This is a genomic window from Mesorhizobium sp. USDA 3734 (genome assembly GCF_056279665.1).
Genome location: NZ_JBWCCW010000001.1, coordinates 293,300 through 310,916 on the forward strand (window position 1 = coordinate 293,300; position 17,617 = coordinate 310,916).

General features: G+C 63.3%; 10 protein-coding genes and 1 pseudogene. 4 read left to right on the forward strand and 7 right to left on the reverse strand.

The window, feature by feature from the left end:
* Positions 1-370 precede the first annotated feature (370 nt).
* The gene (gene gltB, locus ACZ89F_RS01490; protein WP_476090088.1) at positions 371-5,122 is read left to right on the forward strand and encodes a glutamate synthase large subunit; all 4,752 of its coding nucleotides are present in this window, start codon (positions 371-373) and stop codon (positions 5,120-5,122) included.
* A gap of 142 nt (positions 5,123-5,264) precedes the next feature.
* Positions 5,265-6,719: a glutamate synthase subunit beta gene (locus ACZ89F_RS01495; RefSeq protein WP_476090089.1), complete on the forward strand. Its 1,455-nt coding sequence runs from the start codon at positions 5,265-5,267 to the stop codon at positions 6,717-6,719.
* Between the two features lie 59 nt (positions 6,720-6,778).
* Here ACZ89F_RS01495 and ACZ89F_RS01500 read toward each other — a convergent pair whose 3' ends face one another.
* Positions 6,779-7,993, reverse strand: coding sequence for an SGNH/GDSL hydrolase family protein (locus tag ACZ89F_RS01500; RefSeq protein WP_476090090.1), 1,215 nt, complete (start codon positions 7,991-7,993; stop codon positions 6,779-6,781).
* A gap of 75 nt (positions 7,994-8,068) precedes the next feature.
* Complete coding sequence (locus tag ACZ89F_RS01505; RefSeq protein ID WP_476090091.1) at positions 8,069-9,289, reverse strand: lytic murein transglycosylase; 1,221 nt, start codon at positions 9,287-9,289, stop codon at positions 8,069-8,071.
* A 209-nt stretch (positions 9,290-9,498) separates the two neighbouring features.
* Here ACZ89F_RS01505 and galU point away from each other — a divergent pair, with 209 nt between their 5' ends.
* Positions 9,499-10,404, forward strand: coding sequence for a UTP--glucose-1-phosphate uridylyltransferase GalU (galU, locus tag ACZ89F_RS01510; protein ID WP_476090092.1), 906 nt, complete (start codon positions 9,499-9,501; stop codon positions 10,402-10,404).
* 71 nt (positions 10,405-10,475) lie between these two features.
* On the opposite strand, the gene ACZ89F_RS01515 is transcribed toward galU, so the two are convergent.
* Positions 10,476-12,266, reverse strand: a complete 1,791-nt coding sequence (locus ACZ89F_RS01515) for an outer membrane beta-barrel protein (protein WP_476090093.1) — start codon at positions 12,264-12,266, stop codon at positions 10,476-10,478.
* 249 nt (positions 12,267-12,515) lie between these two features.
* Here ACZ89F_RS01515 and ACZ89F_RS01520 point away from each other — a divergent pair, with 249 nt between their 5' ends.
* Positions 12,516-13,517: a KpsF/GutQ family sugar-phosphate isomerase gene (locus ACZ89F_RS01520; protein ID WP_476090094.1), complete on the forward strand. Its 1,002-nt coding sequence runs from the start codon at positions 12,516-12,518 to the stop codon at positions 13,515-13,517.
* A 66-nt stretch (positions 13,518-13,583) separates the two neighbouring features.
* Here the strand turns inward: ACZ89F_RS01520 and ACZ89F_RS01525 are convergent, their stop codons facing one another.
* The 4 genes and pseudogenes from ACZ89F_RS01525 to hemH all read right to left on the reverse strand — a co-directional run bounded on the left by ACZ89F_RS01525 (position 13,584) and on the right by hemH (position 17,599).
* The gene (locus ACZ89F_RS01525) at positions 13,584-14,048 is read right to left on the reverse strand and encodes an NfeD family protein (protein ID WP_476090095.1); all 465 of its coding nucleotides are present in this window, start codon (positions 14,046-14,048) and stop codon (positions 13,584-13,586) included.
* A 24-nt stretch (positions 14,049-14,072) separates the two neighbouring features.
* Positions 14,073-15,024 (reverse strand): annotated as a pseudogene (locus ACZ89F_RS01530) (SPFH domain-containing protein).
* A 121-nt stretch (positions 15,025-15,145) separates the two neighbouring features.
* Positions 15,146-16,357, reverse strand: coding sequence for an NAD(P)/FAD-dependent oxidoreductase (locus tag ACZ89F_RS01535; RefSeq protein WP_476090096.1), 1,212 nt, complete (start codon positions 16,355-16,357; stop codon positions 15,146-15,148).
* 177 nt (positions 16,358-16,534) lie between these two features.
* Entirely contained in the window at positions 16,535-17,599 is a 1,065-nt protein-coding gene (gene hemH, locus ACZ89F_RS01540) for a ferrochelatase (RefSeq protein WP_476090097.1), read from the reverse strand.
* Between the last annotated feature and the right edge of the window lie 18 nt (positions 17,600-17,617).

Below are 17,617 nucleotides of genomic sequence, written 5' to 3' on the forward strand. Positions count from 1 at the left end.
CTGAAGCTTACGTTTTCCCTCAGCTTCACGACATTTTCTGTCGCGAAAGGCCCAAGTTTTTTGTGAATCGGTCTTGTGTGCGTCCGGGATTTCTGTCATAAAAATTTAGGACAGTAGTGCTGTCTTATTTTGTCGCACAAAACAAGCTGGATTGGCGTATCATTTGGGCCTCTCCGGCTGTTGCCGCGAGCGACAGGTGGACGGCCAGACTGTTGCCAGTAGGAATAACTCTGGCCTGTACGAATACGAACCATGCGGAAAGCCGTCTGGTTCGGCAAGGATTTCGCAAGACGTGCCGCAAGGATCAGGGTGAGCCAAGCGCTTGCCGAGGCAAACCAGCGCCCGATGGGCTGGGAATGGAGGACAGGAGATGACGGACATGACGCACTCTGCGACGAACGGCCAGGCCGCGCAGACGAAAGCGGCAACCGTCAAAAATACCTCCCGATCCAATTTGGGCCGATCCAATATTGGCCGAACCGCCAACGGCTTTTCCGCCCAGGGCCTCTACGATCCGCGCAACGAGCATGATGCCTGCGGCGTCGGCTTCATCGTCAACATGAAGGGCGTGAAGTCGCATCAAATCGTCAAGGACGGGCTTGCCGTGCTCGAAAACCTGACCCATCGCGGCGCCGTCGGCGCCGATCCGCTGGTCGGCGATGGCGCCGGCGTGCTGGTGCAGCTTCCCGACCGTTTCTTCCGCGAGGAGATGGCAGCCCAAGGCATCGAGCTGCCGCCGGCGGGCCAGTACGGCGTCGGACATTGGTTCATGCCGCAGGACGCTGCGATGCGCGCCCATATAGAGGACATCATCGCCGAATCGGCGCAATCCGAGGGGCTTCCGCTCATCGGTTTCCGTGACGTGCCCGTCGACAATTCGTCGCTGTCGAAGGCGCCTGACATCGTGGCGTCCGAGCCGTTCCATCGGCAGGTCTTCATCGGCCGCACGCCAGACATTACCGATGACGAGGAGTACGAGGCCAGGCTCTATCTGCTGCGCAAGGTCATATCGGGCCGCATCTATGCCGAGAACGACAACAAGGACATCGGCTCCTATTGCGTGTCGCTGTCGGCGCGCACCATCGTCTACAAGGGCATGTTCCTGGCCTACCAGGTCGGTGCCTATTACAAGGACCTGATCGATCCGCGCTTCGAGACGGCGCTGATCCTCGTCCACCAGCGCTTCTCGACCAACACTTTCCCGTCGTGGAAGCTGGCGCATCCCTATCGCATGGTCGCGCACAATGGCGAGATCAACACCGTGCGCGGCAACAACAATTGGATGGCGGCGCGGCAGGCTTCGGTCGATTCCGAACTGTTCGGCAACAACATCTCGAAGCTTTGGCCGATCTCCTATGACGGCCAGTCCGACACCGCCTGCTTCGACAATGCGCTCGAGTTCCTGTTCCAGGGCGGGTACAGCCTCAGCCACGCCATGATGATGCTGATCCCGGAAGCCTGGGCTGGCAACAAGCTCATGGATGCCGATCGCAAGGCCTTCTACGAATATCATGCAGCACTTATGGAGCCGTGGGACGGGCCGGCGGCGGTGGTCTTCACCGATGGCCGCCAGATCGGCGCCACGCTCGACCGCAACGGACTGCGCCCTGCACGCTACATCGTCACCGATGACGACCGCGTCATCATGGCCTCGGAAGCCGGCGTGCTGCCGGTGCCGGAGGAGAAGATCGTCAAGAAGTGGCGGCTGCAGCCCGGCCGCATGCTTCTGATCGACCTGGAGAAGGGGCGCATCGTCTCCGACGAGGAGCTCAAGTCGGAGATCGCGACCAAGCATCCCTACAAGACCTGGCTCGCCAACACGCAGCTCATCCTGGAAGATCTGAAGCCGGTCGAGCCACGCGCGCTGCGCAAGGATGTCAGCCTGCTCGATCGCCAGCAGGCGTTCGGCTATAGCCAGGAAGACACCAAGCTCTTGATGTCGCCGATGGCGACGACGGGCCAGGAAGCGGTGGGCTCGATGGGCACCGACACGCCGATCTCGGCGATGTCGGACAAGTCGAAGCTGCTCTACACCTATTTCAAGCAGAACTTCGCCCAGGTCACCAACCCGCCGATCGACCCGATCCGCGAGGAGCTGGTGATGAGCCTGGTGTCCTTCATCGGGCCGCGGCCGAACATCTTCGACCTGGTCGGCAATTCGCGCCGCAAGCGGCTCGAGGTGCGCCAGCCGATCCTGACCAATGGCGATCTCGAAAAGATCCGCTCCATCGGCCACACCGAGGACCGTTTCGACACCAAGACGATCGACATCACCTATGGCTCCGCCGAAGGGGCAGCGGGCATGCAGGGCGCCATCGATCGCCTGTGCGAGCGGGCGGAGGCGGCGGTCGCCGGCGGCTACAACATCATCATCCTGTCCGACCGCCAGGTCGGGCCGGACCGCATCGCCATCCCGGCGCTCCTGGCGACGGCGGCGGTGCATCATCACCTGATCCGCAAGGGGCTGCGCACCTCGGTCGGCCTCGTCGTCGAATCCGGCGAGCCGCGTGAAGTGCATCATTTCTGCTGCCTTGCCGGCTATGGCGCCGAGGCGATCAACCCTTACCTCGCCTTCGACACGCTGCTCGACATGCACAAGCGTGGCGAGCTGCCGAAGGAGGTGGATGCCTACGAAGTCGTCTCGCGCTACATCAAGTCGATCGGCAAGGGCATCCTCAAGGTGATGTCCAAGATGGGCATCTCGACCTACCAGTCCTATTGCGGCGCGCAGATTTTCGACGCCATCGGGCTGAAGACCGATTTCGTGCAGCAATATTTCACCGGCACCGCGACGCTGATCGAAGGCGTCGGGCTGGACGAGATCGCGACCGAGACGCTCAGCCGCCACAATGACGGTTTCGGCAACGACCCCGTGCTGCGCAACAGCCTCGAGGTCGGCGGCGAATACATGTTCCGCATGCGCGGCGAGGCGCATATCTGGTCGCCCGATGCGGTCGCCACCTTGCAGCATGCCGTGCGCCAGGGATCGTGGGAAACGTTCAAGGACTATTCCGCCCAGATCGACAGCGAGACGGCCCGCGCCCAGACCATTCGCGGCCTGTTCAGGCTCAAGCTGGCCGAGGAAACCGGCCGCGAGAAGGTCGCGCTCGACGACGTCATGTCGGCGGCCGACATCGTCAAGCGGTTCTCGACCGGGGCGATGTCGTTCGGCTCGATCTCGCGCGAAGCGCACACCACGCTGGCGCGCGCCATGAACCAGATCGGCGGCAAGTCGAATACTGGCGAGGGCGGCGAAGAGGCCGACCGCTATCTGCCGCTGCCCGGAGGCGGCAAGAACCCGGAACGCTCGGCGATCAAGCAGATCGCTTCCGGGCGGTTTGGCGTCACGGCCGAATATCTCGTCAATTCCGACATGATGCAGATCAAGGTGGCGCAGGGTGCCAAGCCCGGCGAGGGCGGCCAGTTGCCCGGCCACAAGGTCGACGCGACCATCGCCAAGGTCCGGCATTCGACGCCGGGCGTCGGCCTGATTTCGCCGCCGCCGCATCACGACATCTATTCGATCGAGGATCTGGCGCAGCTGATCTACGACCTCAAGAACGTCAATCCGGCGGCCGACGTGTCGGTCAAGCTGGTGTCGGAAGTCGGCGTCGGCACGGTTGCGGCGGGCGTCGCCAAGGCACGCGCCGACCACATCACCATTTCGGGCTATGATGGCGGCACCGGCGCCTCGCCGCTAACGTCGCTAAAGCATGCCGGCAGCCCGTGGGAAATGGGCCTTGCCGAGACGCACCAGACGCTGGTGCTGAACGGTCTGAGGTCGCGTGTGGCGCTGCAGGTCGACGGCGGCTTGCGCACCGGCCGCGACGTCATCATCGGCGCGCTGCTCGGCGCCGATGAATTCGGCTTCTCGACCGCGCCGCTGATCGCGGCCGGCTGCATCATGATGCGCAAGTGCCATCTCAACACCTGCCCGGTCGGCGTCGCGACGCAGGATCCGGTGCTGCGCAAGCGCTTCAAGGGCACGCCCGAGCATGTCATCAACTTCTTCTTCTACGTGGCGGAAGAGGTTCGCGGTCTGCTTGCCGAAATGGGCTACACCCATATCGACCAGATCATCGGCGACACCGACCTTCTGGAGAAGCGCGACCTGATCGTGCACTGGAAGGCACGCGGGCTCGATTTCTCGAAGATGTTCTTCAAGCCGGATGCGCCGCATGAGGCGGTGCACTGGACCGAACGGCAGAAGCATCCGATCGACGACGTGCTCGACCGCAGGCTGATCGAGCTGGCCAAGCCCGCGCTCGAAAGCAAGCAGCCGGTCAAGATCGAGGTCGACATCCGCAATGTCGACCGTTCGACGGGCGCCATGCTGTCGGGCGAAGTGGCCAAGCGCTTCAAGCACAAGGGCCTGCGCGAGGACACGATTTCGGTGAAGCTGACCGGCACCGCCGGCCAGTCCTTCGGTGCGTTCCTGGCGCGCGGCATCTCGTTCGAGCTTGTCGGCGCCGGCAACGACTATGTCGGCAAGGGCCTGTCGGGCGGACGCATCGTCATCCGGCCGCCGGAAGAGGCTAAGATCGTCGCCGCGGAGTCCATCATCGTCGGCAACACCGTGCTTTACGGCGCGACCGAGGGCGAGGCCTATTTCGCCGGCGTCGCCGGCGAGCGTTTCGCCGTGCGCAATTCGGGCGTGGCCGCCGTCGTCGAGGGCGTCGGCGACCATGGCTGCGAGTACATGACCGGCGGCATTGTCGTCGTCATCGGCAAGACTGGCCGCAACTTCGCCGCCGGCATGTCGGGCGGCGTCGCCTATGTGCTCGACGAGGCCGGCGATTTCGCCGAGCGCTGCAACATGGCGATGGTCGAGCTGGAGCCGGTTCCGGAAGAAGACGACCTGATGGAAAGGCTGCTGCACCATGGCGGCGACCTCGACCACAAGGGCCGCGTCGACGTGTCGGGCGACATGACCAGCCATGACGAGGAACGGCTCTACCAGCTGATTTCCAACCATGTGCATTACACCGGGTCGGTACGTGGTCGCGAGATTCTCGACGACTGGACGATTTTCCGGCCGAAGTTCCGCAAGATCATGCCGGTCGAATACCGCCGCGCCCTGATCGAGATGGAACGCATGCGCATGGGCGTCGCGGCGGAATAGGCTTTTGCAATTGCCGGGGAGCCCAGGCTTCCCGGCCCATCTTCATCGACAGTTTGACCTCGGGCGCAAGGTTGCCATGGCTGCCTTAAGAGGTTAACGGGTGCGACGAAAACCGCACCATCTGGACAGCAGGAACTGGACTATGGGCAAGGTAACAGGCTTTCTCGAAATCGACCGGCAGGTGCACAAGTACCAGCCGGCCTCCGACCGCATCCGGCATTTCCGCGAATTCACGCTGCCGATGTCTGACAAGGAGGTCGAGAAACAGGCCGCGCGCTGCATGGATTGCGGCATTCCCTTCTGCCACGGGCCGACGGGCTGCCCGATCCACAACCAGATTCCGGACTGGAATGACCTCGTCTACAATGGCGACTGGGACAACGCGATCCGCAACCTGCATTCGACCAACAATTTCCCGGAGTTCACCGGCCGCATCTGCCCCGCGCCCTGCGAGGAAGCCTGCACGCTGAACCTCGAGGACATTCCCGTCGCCATCAAGACGGTCGAGCAGGCGATTGCCGACAAGGCCTATGAAACCGGCCATATCAGGCCCTATCCACCGGAGAAGAAGACCGGCAAGCGGGTCGCCGTCATCGGCTCCGGCCCTGCCGGCATGGCGGCTGCCCAGCAGCTTGGCCGCGCCGGCCACGACGTCCATGTCTACGAGCGCGAGAGCCGGCCCGGCGGGCTGATGCGTTACGGCATTCCCGACTTCAAGATCGAGAAGCACTATATCGACCGGCGCATCGAGCAGATGCAGGGCGAGGGCGTGACCTTCCATTGCGGCGTCAATGTCGGCGTCGACAAGCCTGTTGCCGAGCTGCTCGCCGAACATGATGCCGTGCTTTATTGCGGCGGTTCGGAAACACCGCGCGCGGCCGGCATTCCCGGCGACGATCTTGGCGGCGTGCACGACGCGATGCCCTATCTGGTGCAGCAGAACCGGCGGGTCGGCGGCGAGCCGATCCAGTCGGTGGCATGGCCGTCGCATCCGATCATCGCCGGCGGCCAGCATGTCGTCGTCGTCGGTGGTGGCGATACCGCGTCCGACTGCGTCGGCACCGCCTTCCGCCAGGGCGCCGTGCGCGTCACCCAGCTCGACATCCGCCCGCAGCCGCCGGAGAAGGAAGACAAGCTTTCAGTCTGGCCCTACTGGGCGACCAAGATGCGCACCTCGTCCTCGCAGGCCGAAGGCGCGGAGCGCGAATTCCAGGTGGCGACGCTCGAATTCATCGGCGAGGAAGGCCAGCTGACCGGCGTCAAGTGCTGCGAGGTCGACGAGAAGCGCAAGCCGATCGCCGGCACCGAATTCGTCATCCGCGCCGATCTTGCCTTCATCGCCATCGGCTTTGCTGGCCCGGCCGCGGCCGGTGTGGCGAAGGAATTGGACGGGCAGATGAAGATCGCCACCGACAGCCGCCGTTCCAGGAATGTCGAGGCCAACGACCGCGACTACAGGACCAGCGTCGACAGGCTCTATGCGGCGGGCGACGTGCGTCGTGGCCAGTCGCTGGTCGTCTGGGCGATCCGCGAGGGCCGCCAGGCGGCGCGTTCGATAGACGAGGCGTTGATGGGGTCGAGCGTTCTGCCCCGCTGAGCCCGTTTGGAAACTCTGCGGCATCTGAGGCGTTTTTTGCCTCAGAGCGCTCTGCGATACTAACGATTGATCGCGGTCGTGGTGTCGGTGGCGGCAGCGGCCTTTGGCGGCCATGAGAAATCGTCGGCGCGGCCGGGCGAAGCCACGGGTGCCTTGCCCTCCACCACCAGCCTCTCGCCGGGCAGGTCCGGATTGGCCTTTGCCGGCGGTGCCGCGCCAAGCAGTTCGGAGCCGCCATCGAGTGCCGGATCGCTGAGCAGCATCGGCGCGGTGCGGTCGATGACGATGGGGGCCGCGGCCGGCGCCGGCGCCTCGACAGGAGCGCCTGCCGGCGCGGAAGCCGTCACCACGCTTCCCGGCGCGGTCAGGCCGAGGATCTTCAGCAACGGTTTTTCAGTATAGAAGGCGAGCTTGCGCTTGCCCGCCTTCGATACGTTGATGCCGTCATCGGCGCGCAGTCGCACCGGCTGACCGTTGATGTCGGGGCCGCTGGTGACGAAGGCGCCGTTCTCATCGACGAATCCGTCCCAGACGTCGACGAATTCACCGCCGTTGCTTTCGGCGGCCTGGTGATAGATGTCGTTGAAGGCCAGCATGTCGGAGGTCATCTTCGGCAGCCGGAAGGCCGGCATGCCGACCCATAGGAAGGGCACCTTGGCTGTGGCGATGGCTTTGCCGAGTGCGTCGGTGCGACGCTCATATTCCTTGGTCCAGTTTTCGGACCGGGGCTGTTCGCGCACCTCACCCACCTTCATCTGCTGGCGGTCGTTGGAGCCCAGCATGACGATCACGGCGGCGGGTTTTTCGGTCTCGATCAGTGCCTTGATCTGTTCAGGCCAGTTGTAGAAATCATCGCGCACGAAGCCGGACGAGCCATTGCTGCGAACGACGATCCTGACGCCGGCATTCTCGGCAAAGGCGGTGTCGAGGCCTTCGGCGAGGCCGGTCGCCATGAAGTCACCGACCACCAGGACGGCGCGGGCGTCCGGCGCCTTGTCGACTATAGGGGTTTCCGGTTCCGCGGGCGGGCGGGGCGCGCGGGGTTTTTTCGCCTTGGGCCTGGGCCTTGCCTTCTGGATGTCCAGCGGCGGCTCGATCCGCTCGCTGCGGCGCGGGAAGAGAAGATCGCGCAACGACCAGCCGCGGTTCTGCTGCTCCTGCGCCATGGCCGGCGCATGAAAGGCGCCAGCCACGCCAAGGGCAAGCACGATGACGGCCAGAATGAGCACCGGCATACGACGAACAAGCCCTGCGATGCGCGCAGCCGAAGCCAATCGTTCCTCCATCCCTGGCAGATTGCTACAGTGTCCTTTGCGCGCCCGAAAGGCCGTGCGGCACCGCAGGTGGCTCTATTTCTGCCGGAGCCACTTCAGCACTTCCATGCTCGGATAGCCATCCTGGGTCAAGCCGGCCTTGGCCTGGAAGGCCATGATGGCAGTCTTCGAGCCGTCGCCGATCTTGCCGTCGAACTTGCCGTCGTAAAGGCCATGCTGGGAAAGCCGCTTCTGCAGTTCCTGCCTTTCCTCGAAAGTGAGCTTGGTGAAAGGCCGCTTCCAGTCCTGCACGAGACCGCTGGAGCCGGCGATTTCGTCGGCAAGAAGACCGACGGCAAGCGCATATTTGTCGGCATTGTTGTAGGCTTTGATGACCGAGAAATTCTTGATCATCAGGAAGGCCGGCCCGCTGCGGCCGTCCGGCACCTTCAGCGTCGCCTTGTCGGAACCGTTCTTGAACGGCTTGCCGTTGGCCCTGACGACGCCGAGCGCCTGCCATTGCGACAGCGTCTTGGAGCCGCCTGGAAGCTTGCCGGCAGGCAAGGCGACCTCATAGCCCCAGGTCTTGCCTGCCTGCCAGCCATTCTTCTTCAGCAGGTTGGCGGAGGTCGCCAGCGCATCGGGGATCGAATTCCAGATGTCGCGCTTGCCGTTGCCATCCATGTCGACGGCATAGTGCAGATAGCTGGTCGGGATGAACTGGGTGTGGCCCATGGCGCCGGCCCAGGATCCGCTCAGATGGCTTTCGTCGATGTCGCCGGTCTGCAGGATTTTCAACGCGGCGATCAGCTGGGTGCGGGCGAATTTCGCCCGCTTCGGATCGGCATAGGCCAAGGTCGCCAGCGAGCGCACGACATTGCGCATGATGTCGTCGCGCTTGAGGATTTCGCCGTAGTTGGATTCCATCGACCAGATGGCCAGCAGGATGTAGCGGTCGACGCCGAACCTGGCCTCGATCCGGTCCAGCCACGGCTTCCATTTCCTGGCCATCTGCTGGCCGACGGAGACCGACTGGTCATGGACGCGGTTGTCGAAATAGTCCCAGGCAGGGGCCGTGAATTCAGGCTGCGTTCGCGCCTTTTCCAGCACCACCGGGTCAATATCCTTGATGTCCCTGAAGGCCTGGTCGTAAAGGGCGCCGGAAACGCCGCTCTGCACGGCGGTGGCGCGGAAGCCGGCGACCCATTGCCGGAAACCGGCATCGGCGAAAGCGGGGCCAGGCATCAGCAGGGCGAGCGAGAGGCTGGCTGCCGCCATGACGCTGGTAAAACGTTTTGCGGCATTGCGAACGGACATCTTTTCCTCCTTCTCTGTCTCAAGAAAGACCATTCATCGCCGAACCAGGTTAGGAATTAGTTTACCATAGGTGCCACCGGGAACGAAAAGACGCCTCGAAGCTTTACCGGTGAACGTTCCCCTCAGTCGCCCAGTAGTCCTCAATTCCGGCGTGAAAATGTCTTGAAACGGGGATTGCGGAGCTGGCCATCAAACGGATAATTGACAGCATGAAGAGAGTTCGCAAGGCAGTCTTCCCGGTCGCCGGTCTCGGCACACGGTTTCTCCCGGCCACCAAGGCCGTTCCCAAGGAAATGCTGACCGTCGTCGACCGGCCAGTCATCCAGTACGTTGTGGATGAAGCGCGCGAGGCCGGTATCGAGCATTTCATCTTCGTCACCGGCCGCAACAAGGCCGTCATCGAGGACCATTTCGACATCCAGTTCGAGCTCTACGACACGCTGGCCCAGCGCGGCAAGGACGACCAGCTCGCCCGTCTGCAACGGCTGCAGCCGGCGCCGGGGCAGACCAGCTTCACACGCCAGCAGGTGCCGATGGGGCTTGGCCATGCCGTCTGGTGTGCCCGCGAGCTCGTCGGCGACGAGCCCTTCGCGCTTCTGTTGCCCGACATGATCATGCAGTCGGAGAAGAGCTGCATGAAGGCAATGGTCGAACTCTACGAGGAAACCGGCAACAACATTATCGCTGTGCAGGAATGCGATCCCGCCGATGCCCACAAATATGGCATCGTCGGCCGCGGCGAGGACACGCATCACGGCTTCCGCATCACCGAGATGGTGGAAAAGCCGAAGGCTGGCACCGCGCCCTCCAATCTCTACATCAACGGCCGCTACATCCTACAGCCCGAGATCTTCAAGATCCTCGAAGGCCAGGAGAAGGGCGCCGGCAACGAGATCCAGCTCACCGATGCGATGCTGAAGCTGGAAAAGCAGCAGCCCTTCTACGGCTACCACTATCAGGGCCGCACCTTCGATTGCGGATCGCCGGAGGGCTTTGTCGAGGCCAATGTCGCCTTCGCGCTGTGGCGCAGCGACATGAACGAGAACATGGCCGGAATCATCCGCACGCTTCTCGATGAGATGAAGCCATCGGAGCGCCGCGGCGCCGCGTTCTAAGTCGATGTCGATATTCAGCCGGCCCGCGGAAGGGCCGGTCTGATCTCAATGCGAGTTTGGCATGGAAGCTCTCAGCGCTGGACTTTCACGCCCAGGAAGATGCTGTTGGCGGTGTAGTCGCGGCCCGGCAAATTGCTGGTCAGCTTCTCGGTCCTGACCCTCGTGGTGAGGCCGGCGTAGCGGTTCAGCCACCAGGTCAGTCCGGCCTCGGCGCTCAAGACCCTGTCATGGCCGTCGATGCCGATATAATCACGCCAGTCGAGGCCCAGAGCCGCGTTTGCGGTAAGATTGGCGCGAATCTGGCGTTCGCCCGTCAGGCGGCCGGAATAGAGGATGTCGCCGCTTTCGCCTGATGTGGTCGTGGGCTCGACTGTGGTCTTGCCGGTCAGACCGATCGTGGTGCCGCGCTCCGGCGACCATTTGAGGTCGGCATTGACGGTCGCACCCGAAATCGCCTCCAGGTTTTTGTCGTCGATCGCTTCCCTGAGCCAGCCGGCGGAAAACTCGCCCGACAGCTTCTCACCCATGTCGAGCGCAAGGCCGGCGCGGGCGCCAAGCCGTGTCGACGAGCGCTCGAAGCCTTCATTGTCGATGCGTTGGTCATAGGCCCGGCGGCCGACCTCGATTTCGGTGAAGGGGGTGATGGCGGGGGAGATCTCGTAGCCGGTCCGCAGGGTCGCGGTGTAGAGCGTGGAATCTTGATCCTTCTGCGACAGCGAGGTGCCGTTGGAAAGCTTGGCGTCGCCGTAGAAGTCGTGCGAGACCGCGCCCGTCAGCGTGTACTGCATCTTGCCTATGTGTTTTTCGACGGCCAGGCTGCCGTCGACGGTCTGCCGCAGTGGCTGCTTGCTGACGCCCGCGATGGCGTCCGGCGATGAGGCCGATTCCGGCACGGCCTCGTAGCCAAGCTTGGCGATGGCGCGCAGTTCATTGTCGAGGTCGACATTGAGCTGGCCTTCGATGCGGCCTTGCTCGTTATGGACCGGGTAACCCGAGACGGTCTCACGGAACAGGCCATAGCCGTCGATCGTTGCGGAGTTCTCGCGCCAGTCGGAGGCGGCGGAAAAGCGCAGCGCCGTCTCGGACAGCAGCGCCGACTTGCCGGCATTGCTCGAATCGCCGTTCGACGTGGCGGTCAGGCCCTGTTCGATCGTCGGCCGGATGACGAAGGAGCCCCATTTGACGCCGGTGGCGGCGAACGGATCCTCCTCCGGCTTCTTTTCCTGGCCCTCGATGGCGTCCGTGCGCTCTGCTCCCGGGTCGAGCTTCTGCTTGTCGGCGCTGTCGATGGTGAGGGCGCGACGGTTGGCCGTCTCCTCGTCGGTGTCTGCACCATCGGTGGCGTCCGTCGTGGAGGCGGTCGTTGACGCGGTGATGTCGGTGGTTGCCGCGGTCGACTTTTTCTTCTTTTTCGACTTGTCCGTAGCCTTGTCCTTGGCCTGGTCAGCCGCATTCTGCCCGGCGGTCGACGGGCGGCGGCGGGGCTTGGGCGGTGCCGGCGTGTCGGCGGAGGTGTCGTCGGTGGCTGCCGGCGGGTCAAAAACGCTGCCGGTCGCGGTTGCGTCGCCGGTGTCCGTGTCGTCAGGCACGGCGCCGGCGCTGGCCGGCAGATAGGTACGGGCCGGCGCATTGTCTTGCGCCGCATTGGTTGGCGCCTGACCCTGCGCTGCCAAAGCGAGTTGTCTCGCCTTGCGCTGCTGGTCCGACAGGATCGCCGACTCGGAGACTTCGCCGCGCAGTTCCGTTTCCTGCGCATGCAGCGCCGTTGGGCGCAGCAGGGCAAACATGCTGGTCGCCAGCAGCAAGGCGCAGACCGCCTTGCCCTTTCGTCCATTCGATTTTTCTGGCTGGACCCCGGACATCGCCACCACTGCTTGCGCGGCGCACGCGCGCCATACTTACCGAACCGTAAATGGGGATGGTTAACGGAGGGTTGAGGCGGCGGCCCGTCAGCCGCATGAAGCGCTGATTTCCAAAGGGATTCAAATCACGCGCGTTAAGCTCTTTGTTTTCACGCCTGCCGTTGTCCCAGACCACCGCACACGTCCGGCGACATGCCTGGGGCCATTTCTGTTGGACAGCGCGCCGGCAAAGCGCTAATCGCATCAGCCATGCATGCGGGATCCCTGGATAAGAAGCCTTTGGACAGGCAAGCCTCGATCGCTTCGGCGCTGAGGACGGTGGCAACCGAACAGGCTGGGGTTGCGGCCCTTGCCGAGGCGTTGGAGAACGGATTGGCCGCGCCTTTCGCGCAGGCCGTCGAGATGATCTCCGGGATCGAAGGCCGGCTCATCGTCACCGGTGTCGGCAAAAGCGGCCATATCGGATCGAAGATCGCGGCGACACTGGCCTCGACCGGCACGCCGGCCTTTTTCGTCCATCCCGCGGAAGCCAATCACGGCGATCTCGGCATGATCGCCAGGGACGACGCCATCATCGCCATGTCGTGGTCGGGCGAGAGCAAGGAACTGATGGGCATCGTCGCCTATTCCAGGCGCTTCTCCATTCCGTTGATCGCCATAACCGCAGGAGAGACATCGGCGCTGGCGCGGGCCGCCGACGTCGTGCTGCTGCTGCCGCGCGCGCCGGAGGCCTGCCCGCACGGCCTGGCGCCGACGACATCGACACTGCTGCAACTGGTGATGGGCGACGCGCTGGCGATTGCCCTGCTCGAAGCACGCGGCTTCACGCCGGATCATTTCCGGACCTTTCACCCGGGCGGCCAGCTCGGCGCCAACCTGACGCAGATCCGCGAGATCATGCATGTCGGCGACAGGCTGCCGCTGGTGGTTGCGGGCACCGGAATGCAGGACGCGATCCTGGAACTGTCGCGCAAGGGATTTGGCTGCGTGGCGATCACCGACGCCGACGGCGCGCTGGTCGGTATCATCACCGATGGTGACATCCGCCGTCACATCGGCAGCAATCTGCTGGCGATGACGGTGGATCAGGTGATGACAAGAGGACCGAAGACGGCAACGCCGGACACGCTGGTGGCGACGGCGCTGCAGACGATCAACAATTCGGCCATCACCAGCCTGATGGTGGTGGAGGGCAAGAGGCCGGTCGGCCTCATCCACCTGCATGATCTCTTGCGCATTGGCGCCGCCTAAGGTGGGCCTGATTTTCAGGTGATGCCGGCCTGACCCGGATCTCAACACACCTTCAACGGCGTACGCTCAGACCGCCTCGACGGTCAGTTCCAGATCCGTGTCGGCCGCACCCGTCACGCGCACCTGCGTGCCGGCCGGCAGGTCCGGACCGGAGACACGCCACAGCGTGTCGCCCAGCTTGATGCGGCCGCGTCCATCCCGGATCGGCTCGGCAAGTGTCGCCATCCTGCCGACCATTTGCGCGCCGCGCCGGTTGAGCAGCGGCTGGTCGGTCGGGTCATTGCGACTGCCGACCAGCTTCTTGCCGACATAGGCCGAGACCAGCGATAGCGCCAGGAAGGCGAGGACCTGGACCTGCCAGGTCCAGAAGCCGGCGTCCCAGATCAGCAGCGACACCGCGCCGATGATCAGGGCGGCGATGCCGATCCACAACATGAAGATGCCTGGCGCGATGATTTCCATCACCAGCAGGACGAAGCCGAGAACCATCCAGTTCCACGGGCCGAGTTCGGAAATGACACGATCGATCATGGCGTTCCCCCTATGTTGGAGACATCAATTGTCGCTTGGGCGCACGACTGGCGGGCGGGCGGCCTGCCTTTGCGCGCCGGTCGTGCCTTCGCTGCGGAAGACTTCCTTGGCGATCTCGCCAATGCCGCCGAGCGAACCAATCAGCGACGACGCCTCGAAGGGCATCAGCACGATCTTGCTGTTGGTGGCTGTGCCGATCTTGCCCAACGCCTCGGTGTACTTCTGGGCGACAAAGTAATTCAGCGCCTGCACGTCGCCCTTGGAAATTGCTTCCGACACCACCTGGGTGGCGCGGGCTTCCGCCTCGGCCGAGCGCTCGCGTGCCTCGGCGTCGCGGAAGGCGGCTTCCTTGCGGCCCTCGGCCTCGAGGATCTGCGACTGCTTGAGGCCTTCGGCGGCGAGGATCTGCGCGCGCTTGTTGCGTTCCGCGGTCATCTGCCGGCCCATCGATTCGATGAGGTTCGCCGGCGGGTTGATGTCCTTGATCTCGACGCGGGTGATCTTGATGCCCCACGGATGCGCTGCTTCATCGACGACGCGCAGCAGGCGCTCGTTGATGGCGTCGCGGTTCGACAGGAGTTCGTCGAGGTCCATCGAGCCCATGACGGTACGGATGTTGGTCATCGTCAGGTTGAGGATGGCGTTCTGCAGGCCGGAAACCCTGGTAGGCGGCCTGCGCCGCATTGAGGATCTGGAAAAAGGCGATGCCGTCGACACCGACGATGGCGTTGTCGCGGGTGATGATTTCCTGACTCGGAACGTCGAGCACCTGCTCCATCATGTTCATCTTGGCACCGATGCGGTCGACGAACGGGAAAATGAAATTGAGGCCTGGGCTCAGTGTCTTGGTGTAACGGCCAAAGCGCTCCACCGTATAGTTGTAGCCTTGCGGGATTGTCCTGATGCCTTTGATCAGAAGCACCAATACCAGAAGGGCAAGTGCACCAACCGCAATATCGAAACCACTGAAATCCATTTGGCTCTCCCTCAGACGAAGGCCGCACAAGCCATTCTCGCGCAGCCGACTTCACCAAAGACTTAAGTGTGTTTCAGATGCGTTACAATCAGGTGATGATGGATTGTTTGTGGGTTTGCACTCAGCGGTTGAAGGCAAACAGTCTCGCATCCGTGTCGTCCAGCCCGTCGATCGAGGCCGAGACAATCTCGGACGCGATCTGCGAGAAGGTGATGCCATTGCCGCCGTAACCCATCACCGCATGGATGCGCGGGTGGCGAGGAATGGCGCCGATATAGGGCAGGCCGGTGGTTGTTGTGCCGAACGAACCGGTCCAGGCAAAATCGGGCCTGGTGTCGAGATGCGGAAATATCAGGCCAAGCTTCTCGGCGATGCGAGCGCTCTTGTCGCCGATCAGCGCGTCGCGCCGGTTCTCGTCGACAAAATCCTCGTCCTCGCCGCCGCAGACGACTCTGCCGTCGGTGGTCGCCCTGACATAGAGGTACGGGTCTGACGCCTCCCATATGAAGGCCGCCTGTGGCCAGATCTTTCGCGATTGCGGGCGTGTCGCGATCGCCCATGTCGAGATGATCTGGTGGGCCGCGGCTGGCACGATGTCGACGAGCTCATAGCCGGTGGCCAGAACGACGTGTCGCGCGGTGATGGTCGGACCATCACTGGTCGCAACGACAACTCCGTCGGCACAGTCCTCGATCGTCGTCGCCTCGACTGGGGCGTAGAAACGTGCCTTGCGCTCGAGGGCCTTCAGCAACAAGCCGGCCGTCAGCTTGCGCGGGTCGAGTGCGATATTGCCATGGCTGAGGATGGCACTCTTGCGGTCGATGCCGAATGTCTCTGCCAGCGGTGCCGATGTGAGATAGGTCGCGACGATGCCGGCCTGCCGCCGTGCCTCGGCCTCGTCGCGCAGATCCGACGGGCCAAGCACGGTGCCGGCCAGGTAGAGCGACGGCATGCGGCTAGGACCGCAGTTGATGCCGAGTTCGGCGATGCGGGCGGCGAGATTGGAAACGGCGAGCCGCGAGCGCCGCCAGGCTTGTTCCGCCGCGGCTTTGCCGATCATCTTCGAGAGCGTCGAAAGTGGCTGGTCGATTTCGAATTGCACCAGCGCGGTGGTCGCCGACGTCGATCCTTTCAGTGGGCCGCGGCGGTCGATGCAGATCACCGCATGGCCGTTCGCCGTCAGCGCCTCGGCCATCATGGCGCCGCTGATGCCCATGCCGACGATCGCCACGTCGGTCTTGACGTCCCGGTTCAGACTGTCCGTCGGCACCTCGGGTGCGCGATAGGCGGACCAGACGGGCCGGCCAGTTCTGAGGTCGAGTTTGCGGGGCATCGAATTCTCCGGAGGGCGCGCCTTAACGCCCCGGAGCTTGTGTTGTTCCGGTTCAGAGCGGCTCACCGCTTCACGGAAGCGGCGAGCCGCTCTGACTCTTGTTTGAAGCAATTCCCAAGGGAAAGCGCTATGCGCTTTTCCCGGGAAAACCGTTTCACACTTTTCCTGGAATTTCTCCTATACCCAGCCGGACAGCTCGCGCCGCACCATCGCCTCGATCACAGCCATGCCCTCGGCGCTGTCGTTGAGGCAAGGGATATGGGCGAAGTTCTTGCCGCCGGCATGATGGAAGGTTTCCGCCGCTTCGCGGCCGATTTCATCGAGCGTCTCGATGCAGTCGACAGAAAAGCCGGGATTGACGATGGCAATCGATTTCACGCCGTCCTGCGCGAGTTTCTCGACCGTCTTGTCGGTGTAGGGCTGCAGCCATTCCTGTGCGCCGAAGCGCGACTGGAAGGTGATGATCAATTTCTTCTCGCTCCAGCCAAGCCGTTCGCGCAACAGCCGCGTCGTCTTCTGGCAGTGGCAATGATAGGGATCGCCCTTCTCGAAATAGGGCTTTGGAATGCCGTGATAGGAGGTGATGACCACTTCCGGTTCGAAATCCAGCGTCGCGAGATTCTGCTCGATCGAGCGCGCCAGCGCTTCGATGTAGACCGGTTCGTCATAGTAGGGCGGCACGCTGCGGATGGCCGGGGCGCGGCGCATCTTCATCAGCGCGCGAAACAGCTGATCGTTGGCGGTTGCCGTGGTGGTCGCCGAATATTGCGGATAGAGCGGGAACGAAAGAATGCGGTCGCAACCCTGTTCGACCAGGCCTTTGGCGACGCTTTCGGTCGAAGGATTGCCATAGCGCATCGCCCAGTCGACGACGATTTCGGGCAGGTCGCACAGCGCCTCGGCCAGCTTCTCGCCCTGGGCGCGGGTGTAGGTGCGCAGCGGCGACTCGTTCCTCTCCCGGTTCCAGATCCTGGCGTAGTTGGCGCCCGATTTCTTCGGCCGTGTGGTGAGCACCAACCCATAGAGGATCGGATACCAGATCGCCCTGTTGAGCTCGATGACGCGCGGATCGGACAGGAATTCACGCAGATAGCGCCACATCGGCTTGAAATCAGTGCCATCAGGCGTGCCGAGATTGACCAGCATGACGCCGATCTTGCCTGCCTTGACCGGCGGATGCCCGGCGGGCAGAGGGCCGAGCGCCTTTGCGGCTTTGGCGTCGACAGGGGTGGAAAGCGTCATAGAAATTCTCCTGACACC